The organism is Kitasatospora sp. NPDC048662, assembly GCF_055587065.1.
In genome coordinates this window covers 280,098-298,896 of record NZ_JBVJHA010000004.1, presented here as the reverse complement: position 1 = coordinate 298,896, position 18,799 = coordinate 280,098, and the positions used below count along the sequence as shown (strand labels likewise).

The following is an 18,799-nucleotide window of genomic DNA, read 5'->3' as shown; positions in this document are numbered from 1 at the left end:
CGGGCTCAGACTTCGCCGAAGCGCCCGGCGGCTGCGGCGGTCACGAAGGCGCCCCACGCTTCGCTGGGGAAGCCCAGGACCGGACCGCTCGTGTCCTTGCTGTCTCGGACAAGCAGCACACCGTGCGAATCGGAGTAGCCAATGCTCCACTCCACACAGTCACCGTTACCCGCCGCGTCGCTGTACGACGACTTCCGGAACTCCACCTTCGCGGGGTCTACTCCAACAGGCAGACGATTCGGGGTGGTCATGTTCGGATCTCCTTCATGGCGCATCGAAGCCACTGCCGCGACTCCTCCGGCGGCAGTGCAGCCGCCTGCAAGAGATCGTAGGTGAGGGCGATCTCATGCACCCGGTACGGGGACTCCAACAGCTGGCCGGAGACGGAACCTTCGACATACGCAGCGCGGGGCGCGTCCAGGAAATCCAGCAACGTCACCGAGCCGCCCATCGCACCGTGACCACCTGCGGAGAACGGCAGTACCTGGACAACCGCGTTGAGGCCGTCACCGAGATTGAGGACGTGCTCGATCTGACGGCGCATGACCGAGCCGTCTCCGATCTGCCGCCGGACCACAGCTTCGTCCAGCACCACCCACACGTGCGGCGGAAGGTCCCTGGCCAGAATGTCCTGCCGCGACTCTCGCGCCGCCCAGACTCGTTCGACCTCCTCCACTCCTGCGCGTGGTCGGCCAAGTCGGATCGCGGCCTTCCCGTACTCCGCTGTCTGCCACAGGCCTGGGAACAAGCCGGCCGAGTACTTCCGCATGTACGACGCCAGCTGCTCCAACTCCATGAACCGGCGCGACCAGGCCGGGAAGCTCTCCAGATGCACCAGCCGATACAGCCGACCAAAGAGCCCACCGGCCCCAAGTGCCGTGTCCAGCTTGGCCGGTAGGTCCGGCGGAATCGCGCGGTCGGCCGTCTCGATGTTGCCCAGGTGGGTCTTGCTGTAGTCGACGACCTTGGCCAGCGCAGCCAGCGACAGACCGAGACGCCTCCGGGCCTCCCGAAGCTCGAACCCGAACAAGTCGGCCACCGACCGGTCGGGTTGGAGCGCACGTTCCTGGAACACCACCGCTGACACCGCCTGTCCTCAGACGCTTTGCGGACGCGCCGCAGCTTCCAAGGGTAGCGCCGGGGCGCCACGCTGGAACTACTCACAGTGAAGACAAGCGGAGCCGAACGTCCGTACGGAGCTTGCGTCATGACGGCACATCGACCCAACGCGGCGCACTCTCTCTACGGGTCGCCACCGGCCAACCCGTACGAGCCGTCGGTATTCGGGGAGCTGGTCACCGACGCCCGAACCGGACAGCCCGTGCGGCGTCCCGAATCGACTTCCGAACCGACTACGAGAGCTTGACGTACAAGGTGTGCGGCGTGCCCGAAGTGGTCGCCGACGGCGTGCGGTCGTTGATGGCCGTGTTCGGACTCCGGTACGCGGCACTGGACTTCCTCGTTGACAACGACGGGACGTGGTACCTCGTGGACCTCAACCCCAACGGTCAATTCGGCTTCGTCCCGGACCTCCGCGAACCGATCACCACCGCTCTTGCGAACCTCCTCGAAGGAGTCCCCCGATGACCCTCCCGACGGCACCGGCCGACCTTCGTCTCCAACTGGCCGACCACCTTCGGAACACCGGTGCCATCAAGTCCGACTGCTGGCACGAGGCGTTCGCCGCCGTTCCGCGCGAGGCATTCGTTCTGGCCTTCGCCGTCGGTACGCCACATGGCCCCGTCCACCTGACACCCGACGACCCCCGGTGGTTGAGCACGGTCTACAGCGACGACTCCCTGTTGACCCAGTTCGACACGGCCGGAGTTCCGACCAGCTCGTCAACGCTGCCAACTCTCATGGCGTTGATGCTCGAAGCCCTGGACGTGGCCGACGGCGACAAGGTGCTCGAAGTGGCCACCGGAACCGGGTACAACGCCGCTCTCCTGAGCCACCGTGTCGGCGACGGGAACGTGACCACGGTCGAAGTTGACCCGGACCTGGCCCGCGACGCCGAACAACGCCTCGGCCGGGCCGGATACCGCCCCACGGTCCTCGCCGGCGACGGACGGATCGGCCACCCCGACGGAGGTCCGTACGACCGGCTGATCGCCACCTGCGGCTTCTCCAGCGTTCCCCCGATTTGGCTCACGCAGCTGCGCCCCGGCGGCGTCATCGTGTGCTCGGTCGGCGGCGGCATTGTGCGGCTCGTGGTCCGGGGCAACGGGACCGCCACGGGGGCGTTTCTCCCGGACGCGGCCTTCTTCATGCCCGTTCGCGGGATCGGCTGCACCGGGACGACGCCCGTTCCGCCGCCCCTGCCGAACAGTTGCAGCTCCCGTCCGTGCTCCGTGAAGCCCGCGGACCTGCTGGACGACGGAATCCACTTTCTTCTGACCCTCGCCGTGCCCCGGGCGATGCACCGCTACACGTGTGACGACGCCGGCGAGATCACCGCTGTGCACATCTGGCAGCCGGACGGGGCGTGGGCCGAGCTGCGAGGTGGCATCGCACGGCAGTCCGGGCCCCGAAGGATTCTGGACACGGTGGAAAGCGCCATCACGGCCCACCAGGCCGCCGGGCGTCCGGCCCGTGACCGGTACCGGCTCACCGTCCACGCGGAGCGGCAGTGGGCATCTGTAGCGGACACCGAAGGCCCCCGGTGGGAACTGGGCTGATTCGGGCGGAACCCGCCGCCGCCCCTCGCGGCAGCTCCGGGCACGAGCCTCTCAGTCGGTGGCCAGCCGGTAGCGGCCGGACTCGCGGGCCAGCAGGCCGTCGTCCACGAGGGCGCGGCGGAGCGAGACGGCGTCCAACGGGCCGTCCTCGCACCAGGGTTGCAAGTGCTCGGTGACCGTTCGCTCGTCGCATTCGGCGCCGGAGGCGAAGGTGTTCTCGGCGATGTGCCCGAGGACGGCGCGGCGGGCGTCCTGGTCCTCCTCGGGGAGGTCCACCAGGGCGCCGCCGCGGACGTGGCCACGCAGCCGGGGGTCGGGCTGGTCGGTCGCCGCTTCCTCGGCCAGGCGCCGGGCGGCGGTGTCCGCGGCGGCGGCGAGCGCCTCGCCGTTCAGGGCCACGGTGCCGCGGCCCTGGACGAGCAGGCCGGAGCGGACCAGCCGTCCGATGGCGGGGGCGGCGTCCGGTGCGGCGAGGCCCGAGACGGTGAGCACCTCGGCTGAGGTCGTCGCGCCCAGGGCGACCGCCGCGAACACCCGGCGCTGGACCGGATCGGCGAGCTGGAGGGCGAGTTGATCGGGTGTCATGCGGGGAACGCGTCCTTTCCGGGGCCTGCGCGATCCCGGACGGGCTGCCCGGAACCGCAACTCACGTTACCCGCAGCCGAGTTCGGCTCCGAAGCGTTTTTGCCGTCAGCCCGCCCGCCGACCCGCGCTGCCAACTGACGACGCCGGCCGACGAAGGCCGTTAGCCCGCGGTGCGCCGCGCCCGCCACTGGCTCGGCGGGACGCCGTACGCGGCGCGGAAGGCCCGGCTGAAGTGCGCCGGGCTCACGAACCCCCAGCGCTGTGCGACCGCCGAGACCGGCGGACCGGCGGGGCCGCGCCGGGCGAGGTCCTGGGCGGACGCGTCCAGCCGGGCCCGCAGGATCAGTCGGCCGACCGTCACTCCCTCGCCCTCGAACAGCCGGTGCAGGTAGCGCACCGAGATGTGGTGGGCCCGGGCGATCGTCTCCGGCGACAGGTCGGGGTCGCCGAGGTTGCGCTCGATGTGCTCCCGGATCCGCCGGATCAGCGGGCCGTTGGGGGCGCGGGAGTCGTCGGCGGTCCGCGCCGCGGACAGTTGGGCGACCATCGTGCCCACCAGGTCGGCGACGCTGCCGGCCAGCCGGTCGGCGACCGGTGCGGCGTAGGAGGGCGCGGAGTCGGCCAGGGTCCGCAGGAACGGCAGCAGCACCGCCCCGAACCCGTCGGCCGCCGTCACCGGGGTGCCCGTCACCTGCTTCAACTCGCGCTCCGGGACGCCCAGCAGCCGGCGCGGCAGGTGAAACAGGTGCGCGCGGGACGGCCTCGGGTACTCGATGACGTACGCCCGTGCGGTGTCGTACAGGACGAACTCGCCCTGGCCCAGCACCGTCCGCTGCCCGTCCTGGGTGATCATGCACTCCCCGGCCAGCTGGAGCCCGATGCCGACCATCGGCTCCTGCCCTGCCCAGGCGTACCGGCCCGCGAGGCGGGGCGGCAGCGCCACGGCCGTCTCCAGCGTGGCGACCCGCAGGTACCCGAGCCGGGACAGCATCGCCCGCTCGCCCGGCGAAGCCCCCGCGAACGCCGGGTCCGGCGCGGCCGGCGGCCACGGCCACGCCGCGCCGGGCACGCACCCGTTCGCCATCCACACGCTCATCCGACTGCCTTCCGGGGTGTTGCCGAGCTTCGGGAGCACCTTGCGCAGCTGTGCCCCCGCCCGCGCGGAGCCCCAGGCTATCCCCCGCCGGTCCGGCCCGGCACCGCGCCCCTGAGCTGCGCCGATCACCCCGGTGAAGCAGGCCGGTTCACTCCCGGTAGAGCAGCGCGGTGAGGCCGGCCAGCGCCGCGCCCGCCACCAGCGCCCAGGCGAGCTGGCCGTGCAGGACCAGGACGGCGCCGGGGATCGCACCGGCCAGCATGGTGGCGACGGACAGGATGCGGCGGCGCTGGCGGGGTGCGGCGCCGCCGGCCAGGCGGGAGTCGGCGGCCAGGCCGGTCAGGGTGAGGGTGAGCACGGTGGTGGTGAGGTCGGGCACGCCGAGGGCGCGCACGGTGCCGTTGCGGATGCCCATCGCGACCGCGCCGAGCGTGATCACCGCGTACCGGGCGGCGGACCCCTCGACGCTCCAGGCGAACGCCACGGCGGCGGCCGCGCCGTGCAGCGCGACCTCCAGGGCCAGCGCGGCGCGCAGCCGGCCGGTGGGCCGCCCGGTGGTGAACCGGCCGGCCAGCACGGCGCCGAGCAGGAACGCGCCGAGCGAGGTCACCGAGGCGGCGACGGAGAAGCCGGGTGCGCCGGCCAGGGCGAACGCGATGACGACCACGTTGCCGGTCATGTTGGCGGTGAAGACGTGCCCGAGGCCGAGGTAGCTGACGGCGTCGATCAGTCCGCTGGCCATGGTGAGCCCGAACAGGGCCAGCGCCAGCGGGTGGCGGTCGGTGATCTGCGAGGTGGACGGGGCGGGGGGTGCGGGGGTGGACACGGCGGCGCCTCCGGAGTGCGGGATGCGGGCGGGGGCACCGCCGTTGGCACACACGGCGATGCCCCTGGACGAGGTGTGCGTCAGAGGAAGCAGGGGTCCTGCGGCGCCGCCGACTGCCCGGGAACGGCGTGCCCCCTGGCCAGTCGCCAGGCGTACTGCTCGTCGGAGGCGGCGGCGGCCTCCAGCACCCGGTCGGCCTGCCGGGCGCCGGCCAGGCCGGGTGCGGCGCCGGCCAGGCCGGGTGCGGGGCTGGCCTGGTAGCCGCCGAAGCGGGCGACGGGGCTCCACTCGGGGCTGATGGCGGGCAGCTCGGCGGCCAGTCCCTCGTGCTCGGCGACGGCGTGCACGATCCGGCCGCCGACCACGGTGAGGACGGACTCTATGTGCGCGATGTCGGCCTCCTCGACCGTGAAGTAGTCGGCGCTGAGCACCGCCAGGTCGGCGTAACTGCCCACCACCAGACGGCCCTTGACGTCCTGCTCGCCGGTGAGGCGGGCGCCGCCGAGGGTGAACAGTTCGAGTGCCTGGGCGCGGTCGAGGCGGTTGTGCTCGGCGGCGAGGCGCCGCCCGCTGACGGCCCGGCCGGAGACCAGCCAGTGCAGGGCGACCCACGGGTTGTAGGAGGAGACCCGGGTGGCGTCGGTGCCGCCGGCGACGGTCAGGCCGCGGTCGAGCATGGCGCGCAGCGGCGGGGCCTCGGCAGCGGCGGCGGCGCCGTAGCGGCTGACGAACGCCTCGCCCTGGAAGGAGAGCCGGTTCTGCACGGAGACCGCGCCGCCGAGCGCGGCGATCCGGTCCAGGCTCTCGCCGCCGACGGTCTCGGCGTGGTCGAACAGCCAGCGGTTGCCCTGCGGGAAGAGTCCTTCGGCGGCGAGCTTCTCGAAGACGGCGAGGTCGCGCCGGATGGTCTCCTCGTAGGTGGCGTGCAGCCGAAAGCCCCAGCCGTTTTCCATCAGCAGCCGGACGGCCTTCTCGAACTCGCTCTCGTAGGAGCCGAGTTGGGGGCGCGGTTCGGTGAAGTTCTCGAAGTCGGCGGCGGCCCAGGTGAGGTTCTCGCCGGCGCCGTTCAGCCGCAGCCACTCGTCGCCCTCGCCGGGGCGGACGGTGTCGATCCAGCGCTTGAGGTCGTCGAGTTCCTGTCCGGCGGTCTGCGGGAACAGGTGGTAGGCGATGCGCAGCGTCAGTTCGCCGCGGCGGGCGAGTTCCATGACGGTGCCGTAGTTCTCGGGGAACGCCTGGAAGCCGCCGGCGGCGTCGATCGCGGAGGTCAGTCCGAAGCGGTTGAGTTCGCGCAGGAAGTGCCGGGTGGAGTCGAGCTTGTCGGCCTCGTCGAGCGTCGGCGCCTTGGCGAGGGTGGAGTACAGCAGCAGGGCGCCGGGGGCGGCGATCAGCAGGCCGGTGGGTTCGCCGTCGTGGCCGCGGACGATCTGGCCGCCGGCCGGGTCGGGGGTGTCGCGGGTGAAGCCGGCGGCGCGCAGCGCGGCCTTGTTGAGCAGCGCCGACTGGTACAGGTGCAGCACGAAGACGGGGGTGTCGGGGGCGGCGGCGTTCAGCTCCGCGAGGGTGGGCAGCCGCCGTTCGGCGAACTGGTCGGCGGACCAGCCGCCGACCACCCGCACCCACTGGCCGGGCGGGGTGCGCTCGGCCTGCTCGCGCAGCATGGCGAGGGCCTGGCGGAGCGAGCGGACGCCGTCCCAGCGCAGTTCCATGACGTAGTTGAGGCCGCCGCGGATGACGTGCAGGTGCGCGTCGTTGAGCCCGGGGACGACGCGGCGGCCGAGGGCGTCGACCACCCGGGTGTGGGGGCCGACCAGCGCGGCGATGTCGGCGTCCTCGCCGACCGCCCGGATCACCCCGTCGCGGATCGCGACCGCGGTGGCCTGCGGGCGACCCGGGTCGTTGGTGTGCACCTTGGCGTTGCGGACGACCAGGTCGGCGGGCTGTTCGGGGGTGCCGGGGCGGATTCCGGCGACGGGCATGGTGGACAAGGCGGGTCCCCTTCGGGCGGTGCGGGTGGTGGTCAGTGGAAGCCGAGGACGGGGGCGGTCGGTCCGGACTGCGGCTGCTGGTCGGCGGCGGCGGCCGCCAGGGTCAGCGCGGCGAGTTCCCGCCCGGCGCGTTCGATCCGGGTGGGCAGGGTGTCGGTGTGCGAGTCGCCGGTGCCGCCCCAGTCCTCGGAGGCCGCGAACACGGCGGTCGGGGCGACCAGGGCGCGCTGGTAGGCGAACAGCGGGCGCAGCGCGTGGTCGAGGGCGAGGCTGTGCCGGGCGGTGCCGCCGGTCGCGCCGATCAGCACCGGTTTTCCGGCCAGCGCGCCGGGGTCGAGCAGGTCGAAGAAGGACTTGAACAGGCCGCTGAAGGACGCCGAGAAGATCGGCGAGACGGCGATCAGCGCGTCGGCGCCGCTCACCTCCTCCAGCGCGGTGCCGAGCGCGGGCGCCGGCCAGCCGGTCACCAGGTGGTTGGAGATCGGGCCGGCCAGCGGGCGCAACTCTTGCAGCTGGACGCGGACTTCGCGTCCGGTGGCGGCGAGCGCGGCGGTGGTGGCCTCGGTGAGGCGGTCGGCCAGCAGGCGGGTGGAGGAGGGGACGCTGAGGCCTCCGGAGACCACGGCGAGGGTGATCGCGCTCACTTGGCGCCCTCCGTCCGCTGCCCGGCCGCCACCAGCGAGGCGTGGGTGGGGGCGTCCGGCACCCCGGCGGGGCGCAGCTTCGCGAACTCCTCGCGCAGCACGGGGACGACCTCCTCGCCGAGGATGTCGAGCTGCTCCAGGACGGTCTTCAGCGGCAGGCCGGCGTGGTCCATCAGGAACAGCTGGCGCTGGTAGTCGCCGACCGCGTCGCGGAAGCCGAGGGTGCGTTCGATGACCTGCTGCGGGCTGCCGACGGTCAGCGGGGTCGCCTCGGTGAACTCCTCCAGCGAGGGGCCGTGGCCGTAGACGGGGGCGTTGTCGAAGTAGGGGCGGAACTCGCGCACCGCGTCCTGCGAGTTCTTCCGCATGAACACCTGCCCGCCGAGGCCGACGATCGCCTGATCGGGGGTGCCGTGGCCGTGGTGGGCGAACCGGGTGCGGTACAACTCGACCATCCGCCGGGTGTGTTCCTGCGGCCAGAAGATGTTGTTGTGGAAGAAGCCGTCGCCCCAGTAGGCGGCCTGTTCGGCGATCTCGGGGCTGCGGATGGAGCCGTGCCAGACGAACGGCGGGGTGTCGTCGAGCGGGCGCGGGGTGGCGGTGAAGCCCTGCAGCGGGGTGCGGAAGCGGCCCTCCCAGTCGACCACGTCCTCGCGCCAGAGCCGGCGCAGCAGCGCGTAGTTCTCGGTGGCGAGCGCGATGCCCTGCCGGATGTCCTGGCCGAACCACGGGTAGACCGGGCCGGTGTTGCCGCGGCCGAGCATCAGATCGACCCGGCCGTCGGCGACGTGCTGGAGCATCGCGTAGTCCTCGGCGATCTTCACCGGGTCGTTGGTGGTGATCAGCGTGGTCGCGGTGGACAGCACGATCCGCTCGGTCTTCGCCGCGATCCAGCCGAGCATGGTGGTCGGCGAGGACGGCACGAACGGCGGGTTGTGGTGCTCGCCGGTGGCGAAGACGTCGAGGCCGACCTCCTCCGCCTTGAGCGCGATCGCCAGGATCGCCTTGATCCGCTCCCCCTCGCTGGGCGCCCGCCCGGTGGTCGGATCGACCGTCACGTCGCCGACGCTGAATATCCCGAACTGCACGGGGTGGTACCGCCCTTTCACTGGCTGCGCACGACCCGATCGGGCCGCGCCTCGACCGTACGCAGCGGGCGGGGGGGCCGAACGCCGTTCCAGCGCATGGCCAATTGCCCTGGAGTGCACTGAAGTTGCCGCCCCCGGACGGTGTGCGTTGTGAGAACAGCGCCGGGCGCGCAGCGGGCAGAACCGGCCGCCGATCGCGGATTAGCTTGGTGGACGTGGCACCCCGGCAGAACCGGCTGAGTGCCCGACGCCCCGTCAATTCCCCCCGATTTCCCACGAAGAAGGAACCGTCATGGTCGACTTCGCCAACGTCAAGGCTGCCCCGAGCCCGGACCTGCTCACCCCCGACAACTCGATGATGCTGTTCGTCGACCACCAGCCGCAGATGTTCTTCGGCACCGGCTCCGGCGACCGCACCTCGATCATCAACTCGACCGTGGGCCTGGCCAAGGCCGCGAAGATCTTCGACGTGCCGGTGGTCCTGTCGACCGTCGCCGCCGAGTCCTTCTCCGGCCCGATCCTGCCGCAGCTGAAGGCGGTCTTCCCCGACCACCGGATCATCGACCGCACCTCGATGAACGCCTGGGAGGACGAGGCGCTGGTCGAGGCCGTCAAGGCCACCGGCCGTAAGAAGATCATCCTGTCGGGTCTGTGGACCGAGGTCTGCCTGGTCCTGCCGGCGCTCTCGGCGCTCGGCCAGGGCTACGAGGTGTACGTCGTGGCGGACGCCTCCGGTGGCGTCAGCCCGCTGGCCCACGAGCACGCCCTGCAGCGGATGACCGCCGCCGGCGCCGTGCCCGTCACCTGGGTGCAGGTCCTGCTGGAGCTCCAGCGCGACTGGGCCCGCTCGGAGACCTACGTCGCCGTCACCGACCTGGTCAAGGAGCACGGCGGCGCCTACGGCATGGGCGTGTTCTACGCCCAGTCGATGATCAACCCGCACGCCGCGGGCTGACCGACATGAACACCGGTCTCCTCCTGCTCCGCCTGGTCGTCGGCCTGCTGATCGCCGGACACGGCGTCCAGAAGGTCAGTTACCACCTGGGCGGCAGCGGACTGGCGGGCGGCACCGCCGAATTCCGGGGTGACGGCTTCCGGGGCGGGATGCTCACCGCCCTGGCGGCCGGCGGTACCCAGATCGGCGCCGGGCTGATGCTCGCCGCCGGCCTGCTCACCCCGCTGGCGGGCGCGGGCGTCATGGGCGTCATGACCGTCGCCCTGACGGTCAAGTGGCCGCACGGCCTGTGGGTCCAGCACGACGGCTACGAGTTTCCGTTCGTCCTGATCGTGGTCGCCGCCGCACTCACCGCCACCGGCCCCGGCCAGTGGTCGGTGGACGGCGCGCTCGGCCTGGCCGACTGGCCCCTGTGGTGCCTCGCCCCGGCGCTGGTCGCCGGTGTCGGTGGTGGTCTGGCCACCCGGTTCGCCCTGCACCGCAAGTAAGGGCAGCACCGCAGACGGGCTCGGGCCCCTGGAGCGAGCGATCGCCCAGGGGCCCGAGCCCGTCTGCGCTCCATCAACTCCCCCATTCCCCAGCGCAAGGAGCAGAACAGATGACGGCAGCGACGACGGAAGAGCACCGGCAGGCCGCCCCCGCACCCCGGCCCGAGCTGCACACCATGACCAGGATCAGCCTGCGGCCGATCGCCTCCCCGATGCCGCTCGGCTTCTTCGCGGTGGCGATCGCCTCGGCCGTCACCAGCAGTCTTCAGCTCGGCCTGATCGACGGCGCGTACCGGCAGGCCGTGTCGCTCACCGTGTTCTCCGCCTTCGTCCTCCAACTGCTGGTCGGCATCCTGGCGTTCGGCGCCCGGGACGTGATCGCGGCGACCCTGATGGCCGGGTTCGCCGGGGCCTGGCTGTCCTTCGGCCTGGTCACCGCGACGGACGCGCCCGGCGGCGCCCGGGTGCTGGGCGTGCTGAACCTGACGTTCACGGTCTTCGCCGCCCTGATGGCCTCGGTGGCCCGGCCGAAGAAGGCCCTGTGGGCGGTCCTGCTGGTCGCCACCCCGCGCTACCTGGTGGCCGGCCTGGCGGGCGTCACCGGCGTCGAATGGCTGGGCCGCGCCGCCGGCGGGCTCGGCATGCTCCTCACCCTGGTCGCGATGTACACGGCGTACGCCCTGATGCTGGAGGAGCTGCGCGGCCGCGACGTCCTGCCGATCGGCCGCAGCGGCCCCGTCGAGCACGCCATGCACGCCGAACTCGCCGAGCAGTTGCACCGTTTGGAGCGCCAGGCGGGTGTCCGCCGCACCCTCTGACCCGGACAGCGGAGAAGGGGCCGTCGAAAGACGGCCCCTTCTCGGTGTGTGCACCGGCGCGTGTCTACAGCTCCGGGGTCTCGACCAGGTGCTCGGCGAGGAACCACACCTGGGTCTCGCCGCCGCGGATGATCTGCGAGACCAGCAGGTCCTGGGTGCCGTCGTCGCCGAGCTCGGCGGTGCGGGTGGCGGCGTCCCGGGCGTCGGTGAGGATGCGCTCGTGCGCGTCCAGCAGCCGGGAGAGCATCGAACGCACGTCGTCGATGCCGTCCGGGGGCCGCGGCACCCCGGTGATCTCGGCGGCGTGCCGCAGGTCGCCGACCGCGACGCCGCCGAGGGTCTGCACCCGCTCGGCGAGCGCGTCGATCAGCTCCAGCTGCTCCTGGGCGTGCTTGTCGAAGAGCAGGTGCAGCTGGTAGGCCGTCGGGCCGCGCATGCCCCAGTGGTACTTCTTGTACAGCCCGTACAGGAACTGGGTGTCCGCGAGGACGCGGTTGAGGCGCTGCGTCGAGTACAGGCGGGCGTCGTGCGACAGCGCGATCGGCAGCTGCGTGACGGTGCCGAACTCCTGGACGGCGGGCCCGCGCTGGTGCAGGCGAGGCTGGCTGGACATGGTGCTCCTGGGGAATCGTCTCGGGGTCGGAAGGGCATCAGCGTAGGAACCCCGCGGCCCGCGGCCTGTCCTGACCGCGCACCGGTCGCAGCCGCTGAGCGCACCCGCCGGGGAAGTTGACGGCCGGTCGGCGAGGAAGGCGCTCTGGGACGACCGGATGTGCTCTCCTGGACGAGCCACCGCCTCCCGGCACTCCTAGCGTGTGACTCGTCAACAGCCCGCCAGCCGGGCCGACTTCCCCCGAACGAGAGTGAACTGCCATGCCGTACATCACCGTTGGCCAGGAGAACACCACCTCCATCGACCTCTACTACGAGGACCACGGCACCGGCCAGCCGGTCGTCCTGATCCACGGCTTCCCGCTCAACGGCCACTCCTGGGAGCGCCAGGAGGCCGCGCTGCTGGAGGCCGGCTACCGGGTCATCACGTACGACCGCCGCGGCTTCGGCCAGTCCTCGCAGACCACCACCGGCTACGACTACGACACCTTCGCCGCCGACCTGAACACCGTGCTGGAGACCCTCGACGTCCGGGACGCCGTCCTGGTCGGCTTCTCGATGGGCACCGGCGAGGTCGCCCGCTACGTGTCGACCTACGGTTCGGCCCGGATCGCCAAGGTCGCCTTCCTGGCCTCGCTGGAGCCGTTCCTGCTGCTGACCGACGACAACCCGGAGGGCGCGGCCCCGAAGGAGTTCTTCGACGGCGTCATCGCCGCGGTGAAGGCCGACCGCTACGCCTACTACCGCGACTTCTTCGAGAACTTCTACAACCTGGACGAGAACCTCGGCTCCCGGATCAGCGAGGAGGCCGTCCGCAACAGCTGGAACGTCGCGGCCGGCGGCGGCGCCTTCGCGGCCTCGGCCGCGCCCGCCACCTGGTACACGGACTTCCGCGCCGACCTGCCCAAGATCGACGTCCCGGCGCTGATCCTGCACGGCACCGGTGACCGCATCCTGCCGGTCGAGAACACCGCCCGCCCGTTCCACCGCGCGCTGCCCGCCGCCGACTACGTCGAGATCGAGGGCGCGCCGCACGGCCTGCTCTGGACCCACGCCGAGGAGGTCAACACCGCGCTGCTGGCCTTCCTGGCCAAGTAGTCCGGCCCGACCGCGCCAGACCCGCGCCCGGCATCCGCATCCCGCGGACGCCGGGCGCGAACCATTTCCCGACAGCCCGCCACCAGCCGCCCGCCACTTCGCGGATCGGCTCGCCCGACGGCGCCCGGCCACGGCGTGCGAGGCGACGGCGAGTTCCCCACCCAGGCACCGACCCGCCCGGCGGCGAAACGGGCACCATCCCGTGGCGGCGCCCGTCACCAGCCGCCCGCCGCTTCGCGGATCGGCTCGCCCGACGGCGCCCGGCCACGGCGTGCGAGACGACGGCGAGTTCCAACACCCGGGCGCCCGCCGGAGGGGGCCGGTCAGGCGGGGTGGGTGCCGTCGGCGCGGGCGGCGGCGTAGGCCTGCCACTGCCGGGGGGAGACGCCGTAGGTCTCGCGGAACGCGCGGGAGAAGTGCGAGTGGCTGACGAAGCCCCAGCGGTGCGCGACGGCGGAGACGCTGGTCTGCCGGCGCGAGGGGCGTTCCAGTTCGCGGCGGCAGGCGTCCAGGCGCCGCTGTCGCACCCACTGGCCGACCGTCGTGCCGTCCTGCTGGAACAGCTTGTGCAGGTAGCGCACCGAGATGTGCTGCGAGCGGGCGATCGACTCGGGCGACAGCTCCGGGTCGGCGAGGTTCTCCTCGATGTGCTCGCGCAGCCGCGCGAGCATCTCGCCCGCGCCGGACGGCTGTTCGGCGCTCTCGCGCTCCAGCAGTTCGGTCACCAGGATCGCGATGATGTCGGAGACGCTGCGCGCCAGGTGGTTGCCGGGCCGCGCCCGGTGGGCCCGGGACTGGCCGGCCAGGGTGCGCAGGAACTGCGAGGCGAGCGCGCCGACGCCCGCGTCGCCGCGCGCCAGCAGTCCGCCGGTGCGCCGTACGTCGGCCTGCCGGACGCCCAGGTAGAAGCACGGGACGCGGAACCGGAGCATCCGGCACTCGGCGTCGCGCAGCAGGCCCGCCGGGTGCGGGGTGGTGCCGATCAGCAGGTCGCCGGGCGCCAGCACGGTGCAGACTTCGCCCTTCCGCAGCGAGGCCGTGCCCTGGAGGTGCAGGGCGAGGTACAGGCAGTCCTCGGGGTCGCTGCCGGGCGGCGGGGCGAGGATGTCTGTGACGCCGCCGAGGAGGGCCTGGTCGAGCAGCGAGCAGTCTTTTTCGGGCATGGGTGAGGAACCCGAGGGGATCACGGGAGTCTCCGACCGGTCGATGGTGGTGCGAATTGCCGGGCCGGGCAGGCCCGGGGAGAGGAACTTCTCCACGGCGGCGTTGACCTCGTCGGGGTTCTCCGGGAACGGGAAGTCGCCGGAGTACCGGCTGGTGCGGATCAGCCGCACCAGCGGGTCGTCCGGGACGACGGAGCGGCCCGGTTCTTCGGCCGGCCCGTCCAGCGGGGCCCCGAGTGCCTCGCCGCCAGGACGAGCGCGATGGATCAACCTCGTCATGATCAAGCCTCCCGCCGCATTCATACAAGAAGCCAAACTCGATGGCCAAACGTTCAACAAACCGAGAAAACCACCCCGCCGACCGCCCCCGACACCCTTCCGCAGCCCGCAGCGAAAGCGCGAAGTCCACTTCGCCCCAAGTGAGTTGACGATCGCCTCCGCTCTCGCGTGCCGCTGCCGCGCCGGGCGGTCCCGCCCCCGGCGGCGGGCGAACGGTGCACGGATCGTCACGTCGCCGTGCATCTCCGGAACATCCGCGCGACCAGCCCGCGCGTAACCTGCCGGAAGGCTCCACCCCCCTCTGACTCCCCGCAGGCAGCTCCAGGACCAGGGGGCGAGAGCACCTCGCTGCCGCCGACCGGCCGCACCTTCGCCCGCGCGCAGCCCGGACGGCCCCGCCCGTCCCCCGCGCCGGGCCCGTCCCGACACCGATCCAGGAGAACCCCATGCCCGCCCCCCACCCGCTGTCCGACCCGCAGCCGGAGGCCATCAGCACCGACCTCGCGCTCGACGCCCGGATCGTCCTCGGCGAGCAGCAGTCCATCGACGTCCCCGTCCGCCTCGGCTACTGCGCCGACGACCCGTACGCCGTCGCCCTTGAATTCCTCGGCCAGGCCGCCGAGGCGGGCGTCTGGCAGTTCTCCCGCGACCTGCTCTGGGACGGCCTGCAGAAGCCCGCCGGACTCGGCGACGTGCGCATCTGGCCGCCCTGCCCCTGCCACGGCCGCACCGAGCTGCGGATCATGCTCCAGGGCGAGGACGGCAGCGTGCTGCTCGACCTGCCGGCCCGCCAGATCCGCCGCTGGCTGCGCCGCGACACCTTCACCCTCGTCCCGCCCGGCACCGAGGACACCCGGATCGACTGGGACGCCGAACTGCACAGCCTGACCGGCTGACGCTCAGCCCTCCGACCGGCCGAGCAGCTGCCACTCCCGCGGTGTCATCCCGAAGGACTCCCGGAACGCCCGGCTGAAATGGCTGGAGTTGACGAAGCCCCAGCGCCGGGCGATCGCCGCCACGCCGAACTGCCCGGCCGTCGGCCGGCGCAGATCCCGGCCGCACCGCTCCAGGCGCTGCGCGCGGATCCATGCCCCGACCGTGGTCCCCTCCTGCTGGAACAGCTTGTGCAGGAACCGCACCGAGACCTGGGTGGCCTCCGCGATGGCGGACGGCGACAGGTCCGGGTCCGGGAGGTTGCGCAGGATGTGGTCCTTGATCCGCTCCAGCGAGGCGGCGCTGTGCGCCTGCTTCGGCCGCCGGCGCCCGCACCGGTCCTCGACCAGCAGCGCCAGCAGGTCGAGCGCGGTCGCCGCGGCCCGCCGCCCGACCGCCTCGTCCAGCGCCGGCGCCTCGCGGGCCATTCCCGCCAGGTAGGTCGCCACCAGTGCGGCGCTGCCCTCGGCGGGGTTGAAGGCGGTCGCGGTCAGCGCGCGCAGATCCCGTTCCTGGACGTCGAGTTCGGCGCGCGGGAACTGGAAGGACGTGAACACGAAGTCCTCGTCCACCCGCTTGCGGAAGGTCCGGGACGCGTCGGTGATCGAGAACGCCCCGGGCCGGATCAGCGACTCCCGGCCGTCCTGCTCCTTGAGCGCGGTGCCGCGCTGCTGGAGCGTCAGGATCAGCGCGGCGGAGTCGTCTTCCGCGATCATGCGCCGGGTGCGGGTCACCGTCTGCGGCCCGGCCTGCACCTGGAGGATCCGCACCGGACCGAGCCGGTGGCAGACGATCGTCCCCGGCGACGGCTCCGCCTCCAGGAACTCCACGGCCATCGGTACGAACGCGGTGGACACCGCCTCGTGCCAGCTCTCCGCACGCTCGGCGGCGGACAGCGGTCCGGTGGAGAGTTCGGCGGGCACGGGGAATTCCTCTCGTTTCGGCGCCGGCCCGTCGGGAGCCGGCGTCGAAATCACACCATCTCCGCACGCCCCGGCCCAATTCGGGGCCCCTGCACGCCAGGGCGCCGGCGGGAGCAGTGCCTCCCGCCGGCGCCCGGCTCACACCTGTCGGCCGGTCAGAGTGCGGACACCCAGTACCGGTCGAAGGTCATCGTCCCGTTGCCCGAGGCGCCGGTGCGGGTACCGGTCGTGGTGGTGGCCAGGGTGTACCAGGAGTCGGCGTAGTCCGGGTCATCGGTCCACCAGGAGGACGGCATCGCGTCGATGACCGCGTTGACCAGCGGGATGTACGCGCCCTGGTCGGTGATGGTCAGCAACACGGCCGCGAGCGCCTTGGCCAGCGAGGAGTAGTTGGTGTCGCCGTCGTCCTCCATCATCACGACGTCGGCCAGGTTGTACTTGTACAGCGACCAGTTCACCAGGATCTGGTTCGGGTAGTACGTCTTGTTGGCGTCGTCCAGGTACGGCATGGTCACGGTGTCGACCCGCACCTTGCCGTCCAGGCCGAAGCCGGTGACCAGGTCGAAGATCTCCGCGGAACCCTTGAACCAGGGCTCCTTGACGTCCTTGACCGTGACGGCGGTGACCCGGCTGGTCCAGAAGCCGGTGGCGGCCGCGGCGCTGTTCACCGGCGCGCTCACCGGCGCTCGGAGACCGGCGGCGGCGAGCTCCTGCTGGAGCACCTTCATGCCGGCCTCGGTGGCCTTGTCGGTGTCCACGTCCACCAGGATGACCGGGCGGTCGGGGGCGTGGTCGGCGGCCAGGTTGTACGCCTTGCCGGTGCTGTCGTACGCGAGGACCACGGCGGCGTTGTCGTCCGAGGGCGAGGAGGCCACCAGCGGCTCCATGCCCTCGACGGCGGCGCCGACCAGACGGGCCTGGAGCAGCGGGCCGACCTCCGCGCCGAGCCCCTTGGCGTCGGCGACCTGACGGTCCGCCTTCGCGAGGTGCGCACCGAGACCGGCCGCGGCGGCGGTCGCCGACCCGGCGGTGAGGCCGCGCAGGCCGACCGCCTTGCCCTCGGCGAGAGCACCGGAGACCTGGCGCTGCCAGGCCTTGTCGCCGAGCGACAGCGCGAGGGAACGCGCGGCGCCGTCCTCGATGGCGTCCACGGCCGAGACGCGCGCCGCGTGCCGCTGGGGGGCGGGAACGGGGGCCGCGGCCGCCAGGCCCGGTGCGGCGGTGACGGCGAGGCCGGTCAGCGTGAGACCGGTCAGCACCGCACGGAACCGCTGTGCAGAGTGCAGGGAGAACATGGGGGAGCCTCCACCTGTGGTGGCCGCCCGGTTCCGGGCAGGCCATGAACGCCGGCCCCGGGTCGGGTCCGGCGTGATGGTTCCAGGAGCGGCACCATGGTGGGGTATCGGACGTCTACGCGAATAGACCCCGCGCGACCGTCCAGTACGACCGGTCACGAAGTGTCCGTAATGTCTGTGCCAAATCGTGACCGTGTCTGCTCAAAATCTCCCGCGGGGCCGCGAACAAAGTGGACGCGAAACCAGGGAGAGCACCACCAGAGGCACGGGAACCGCGCGACGAGGCACACCCGTCCGCAAGGGTCGCGATCACGTGCGAGCGCCCCTGTTTTCGCACCCGATCTGCGTTTCGCACCCGCCGGGACAGCTTCTGCACGGATGATGGGGGCCGCCCGTGCGCCCGTCGATACCAGGAGACCGTCCCGTGCCCGAAGAGCCCCTCCCCGAGGCCGAGTTGTGGCTGCTGCTCGGCCCCGCCGTGCTGGAATCCCCGGTGGCGAAGCGGCTGGCCCGGGATTTCGCCGCGGCGTTCGGCCCGCGGTTCGCGGTCGTGCCGACCGATCGCCTGCTGCTCGGCGTGACGGGCGGGAAGCTGACCCTGTACGACTTGACCGGGCGTCCGGTCACCCCGCCCCGGGTGGCCGTGGTGCGCCTGGCGATGACCTCGCTGAGCAGCGACCGGGAGATCACCCTGCTGCGTCAACTCCAGGCGATGGGGACCGAGTTGATCAACCCGGCGGAGTCGATCCTGACCTGCGTCAACAAGTTCTGGCAGCTCCAGCGACTCGCCGGGGCCGGCCTGCCCGTCCCCGACACCCGCACCTACACCGACACCCGGCCGGACCGGGCGCTGGTCGGGATCCCCGAGCCGTGCGTGGTGAAGGCCGTGCGCGGCAGTGGCGGCCACCAGGTCTTCCTGGCGCGGGACGCCGCGACGGTGGCCGACGTCCAAGGTTGCCTGCGCCCCGATGTGCCGTTCCTGTTCCAGCGCTACGTCGCACATTCGCACGGCCGCGACCTGCGGGTGATCGTGGTGGACGGCCGTCCGGTGGCCGTCGGGCTGCGCAGCTCCGCCAACGGCCTGATGCAGTCGAACGTTTCGCTCGGCGGCACCGTCGAGCCGTGCCCGGGCCGCTACCCTGCGGCGGAGCAACTGGCGGTGCGGGCCGCCGAAGAAGTCGGCCTGGTGCTGGCCGGCATCGACCTGCTCTTCGAGGAGGACGGTACCTTCACCGTGTGCGAAGTGAACGCCAACGTCCGCTGGGGCGAGCGGGTCACGCAGGTGACCGACGCCCTGATCGCCGCGTGCGCGGGCAGGCTGACCTGACGT

General features: G+C 72.2%; 20 protein-coding genes. 8 read left to right on the top strand and 12 right to left on the bottom strand.

The window, feature by feature from the left end; all coding sequences use genetic code 11:
• Nucleotides 1–5: 5 nt before the first annotated feature.
• Entirely contained in the window at nt 6–251 is a 246-nt protein-coding gene (locus ACZ6R9_RS14650; RefSeq protein WP_380478068.1) for a DUF397 domain-containing protein, read from the bottom strand.
• Nucleotides 248–1,087 (bottom strand): helix-turn-helix domain-containing protein, encoded by an 840-nt coding sequence (locus tag ACZ6R9_RS14645; RefSeq protein WP_465538414.1) that lies wholly within the window; start codon nt 1,085–1,087, stop codon nt 248–250. Before ACZ6R9_RS14645 ends, ACZ6R9_RS14650 begins: the two co-directional genes overlap by 4 nt.
• 296 nt (nt 1,088–1,383) lie before the next feature.
• Here ACZ6R9_RS14645 and ACZ6R9_RS14640 point away from each other — a divergent pair, with 296 nt between their 5' ends.
• The gene (locus ACZ6R9_RS14640) at nt 1,384–1,587 is read left to right on the top strand and encodes an ATP-grasp domain-containing protein (protein ID WP_380478070.1); all 204 of its coding nucleotides are present in this window, start codon (nt 1,384–1,386) and stop codon (nt 1,585–1,587) included.
• A complete protein-coding gene (locus ACZ6R9_RS14635) occupies nt 1,584–2,678 on the top strand; it encodes a methyltransferase domain-containing protein (RefSeq protein ID WP_465538413.1) in 1,095 nt (364 codons plus the stop codon). The genes ACZ6R9_RS14640 and ACZ6R9_RS14635 overlap by 4 nt, the downstream gene beginning before the upstream one ends.
• A gap of 51 nt (nt 2,679–2,729) precedes the next feature.
• Here the strand turns inward: ACZ6R9_RS14635 and ACZ6R9_RS14630 are convergent, their stop codons facing one another.
• The 6 genes from ACZ6R9_RS14630 to ACZ6R9_RS14605 all read right to left on the bottom strand — a co-directional run bounded on the left by ACZ6R9_RS14630 (nt 2,730) and on the right by ACZ6R9_RS14605 (nt 8,905).
• On the bottom strand, nt 2,730–3,263 hold the full coding sequence (locus tag ACZ6R9_RS14630; RefSeq protein ID WP_465538412.1) for a DUF2087 domain-containing protein: 534 nt from the start codon (nt 3,261–3,263) through the stop codon (nt 2,730–2,732).
• 160 nt (nt 3,264–3,423) lie between these two features.
• Nucleotides 3,424–4,359 (bottom strand): helix-turn-helix domain-containing protein, encoded by a 936-nt coding sequence (locus ACZ6R9_RS14625; RefSeq protein WP_465538411.1) that lies wholly within the window; start codon nt 4,357–4,359, stop codon nt 3,424–3,426.
• A gap of 148 nt (nt 4,360–4,507) precedes the next feature.
• Nucleotides 4,508–5,185, bottom strand: a complete 678-nt coding sequence (locus tag ACZ6R9_RS14620) for a YoaK family protein (protein ID WP_380478080.1) — start codon at nt 5,183–5,185, stop codon at nt 4,508–4,510.
• Nucleotides 5,186–5,265: 80 nt separating this feature from the next.
• Nucleotides 5,266–7,164 (bottom strand): amidohydrolase, encoded by a 1,899-nt coding sequence (locus tag ACZ6R9_RS14615; protein WP_465538563.1) that lies wholly within the window; start codon nt 7,162–7,164, stop codon nt 5,266–5,268.
• Nucleotides 7,165–7,205: 41 nt separating this feature from the next.
• Nucleotides 7,206–7,808, bottom strand: a complete 603-nt coding sequence (locus ACZ6R9_RS14610; protein WP_465538562.1) for a CE1759 family FMN reductase — start codon at nt 7,806–7,808, stop codon at nt 7,206–7,208.
• Nucleotides 7,809–7,813: 5 nt separating this feature from the next.
• Nucleotides 7,814–8,905, bottom strand: a complete 1,092-nt coding sequence (locus ACZ6R9_RS14605) for an LLM class flavin-dependent oxidoreductase (RefSeq protein ID WP_465538410.1) — start codon at nt 8,903–8,905, stop codon at nt 7,814–7,816.
• A 292-nt stretch (nt 8,906–9,197) separates the two neighbouring features.
• Here ACZ6R9_RS14605 and ACZ6R9_RS14600 point away from each other — a divergent pair, with 292 nt between their 5' ends.
• The 3 genes from ACZ6R9_RS14600 (at nt 9,198) to ACZ6R9_RS14590 (ending at nt 11,166) form a co-directional block, all read left to right on the top strand.
• Nucleotides 9,198–9,860 (top strand): hydrolase, encoded by a 663-nt coding sequence (locus ACZ6R9_RS14600; protein WP_380478083.1) that lies wholly within the window; start codon nt 9,198–9,200, stop codon nt 9,858–9,860.
• A gap of 5 nt (nt 9,861–9,865) precedes the next feature.
• On the top strand, nt 9,866–10,348 hold the full coding sequence (locus tag ACZ6R9_RS14595) for a DoxX family protein (protein WP_380478084.1): 483 nt from the start codon (nt 9,866–9,868) through the stop codon (nt 10,346–10,348).
• A 110-nt stretch (nt 10,349–10,458) separates the two neighbouring features.
• The gene (locus ACZ6R9_RS14590) at nt 10,459–11,166 is read left to right on the top strand and encodes an acetate uptake transporter family protein (protein ID WP_380478085.1); all 708 of its coding nucleotides are present in this window, start codon (nt 10,459–10,461) and stop codon (nt 11,164–11,166) included.
• A gap of 64 nt (nt 11,167–11,230) precedes the next feature.
• Here ACZ6R9_RS14590 and ACZ6R9_RS14585 read toward each other — a convergent pair whose 3' ends face one another.
• The gene (locus ACZ6R9_RS14585; RefSeq protein ID WP_380478086.1) at nt 11,231–11,779 is read right to left on the bottom strand and encodes a Dps family protein; all 549 of its coding nucleotides are present in this window, start codon (nt 11,777–11,779) and stop codon (nt 11,231–11,233) included.
• A gap of 260 nt (nt 11,780–12,039) precedes the next feature.
• Between ACZ6R9_RS14585 and ACZ6R9_RS14580 the strand changes: the two genes are divergently transcribed.
• Complete coding sequence (locus ACZ6R9_RS14580; protein ID WP_465538409.1) at nt 12,040–12,876, top strand: alpha/beta fold hydrolase; 837 nt, start codon at nt 12,040–12,042, stop codon at nt 12,874–12,876.
• A 323-nt stretch (nt 12,877–13,199) separates the two neighbouring features.
• Here ACZ6R9_RS14580 and ACZ6R9_RS14575 read toward each other — a convergent pair whose 3' ends face one another.
• Nucleotides 13,200–14,318 carry a helix-turn-helix domain-containing protein gene (locus tag ACZ6R9_RS14575; protein ID WP_465538408.1) on the bottom strand — a complete coding sequence of 373 codons (1,119 nt, stop codon included), beginning with the start codon at nt 14,316–14,318 and terminating at the stop codon, nt 13,200–13,202.
• Nucleotides 14,319–14,764: 446 nt separating this feature from the next.
• Between ACZ6R9_RS14575 and ACZ6R9_RS14570 the strand changes: the two genes are divergently transcribed.
• On the top strand, nt 14,765–15,214 hold the full coding sequence (locus ACZ6R9_RS14570; RefSeq protein WP_380478089.1) for an SsgA family sporulation/cell division regulator: 450 nt from the start codon (nt 14,765–14,767) through the stop codon (nt 15,212–15,214).
• A 3-nt stretch (nt 15,215–15,217) separates the two neighbouring features.
• Here ACZ6R9_RS14570 and ACZ6R9_RS14565 read toward each other — a convergent pair whose 3' ends face one another.
• The gene (locus ACZ6R9_RS14565) at nt 15,218–16,174 is read right to left on the bottom strand and encodes an AraC-like ligand-binding domain-containing protein (RefSeq protein ID WP_380478090.1); all 957 of its coding nucleotides are present in this window, start codon (nt 16,172–16,174) and stop codon (nt 15,218–15,220) included.
• 155 nt (nt 16,175–16,329) lie between these two features.
• Nucleotides 16,330–17,469 carry a DUF3103 family protein gene (locus ACZ6R9_RS14560; protein WP_465538407.1) on the bottom strand — a complete coding sequence of 380 codons (1,140 nt, stop codon included), beginning with the start codon at nt 17,467–17,469 and terminating at the stop codon, nt 16,330–16,332.
• A gap of 424 nt (nt 17,470–17,893) precedes the next feature.
• Between ACZ6R9_RS14560 and ACZ6R9_RS14555 the strand changes: the two genes are divergently transcribed.
• Entirely contained in the window at nt 17,894–18,796 is a 903-nt protein-coding gene (locus ACZ6R9_RS14555) for a RimK family alpha-L-glutamate ligase (protein WP_380478092.1), read from the top strand.
• Nucleotides 18,797–18,799: the final 3 nt, after the last annotated feature.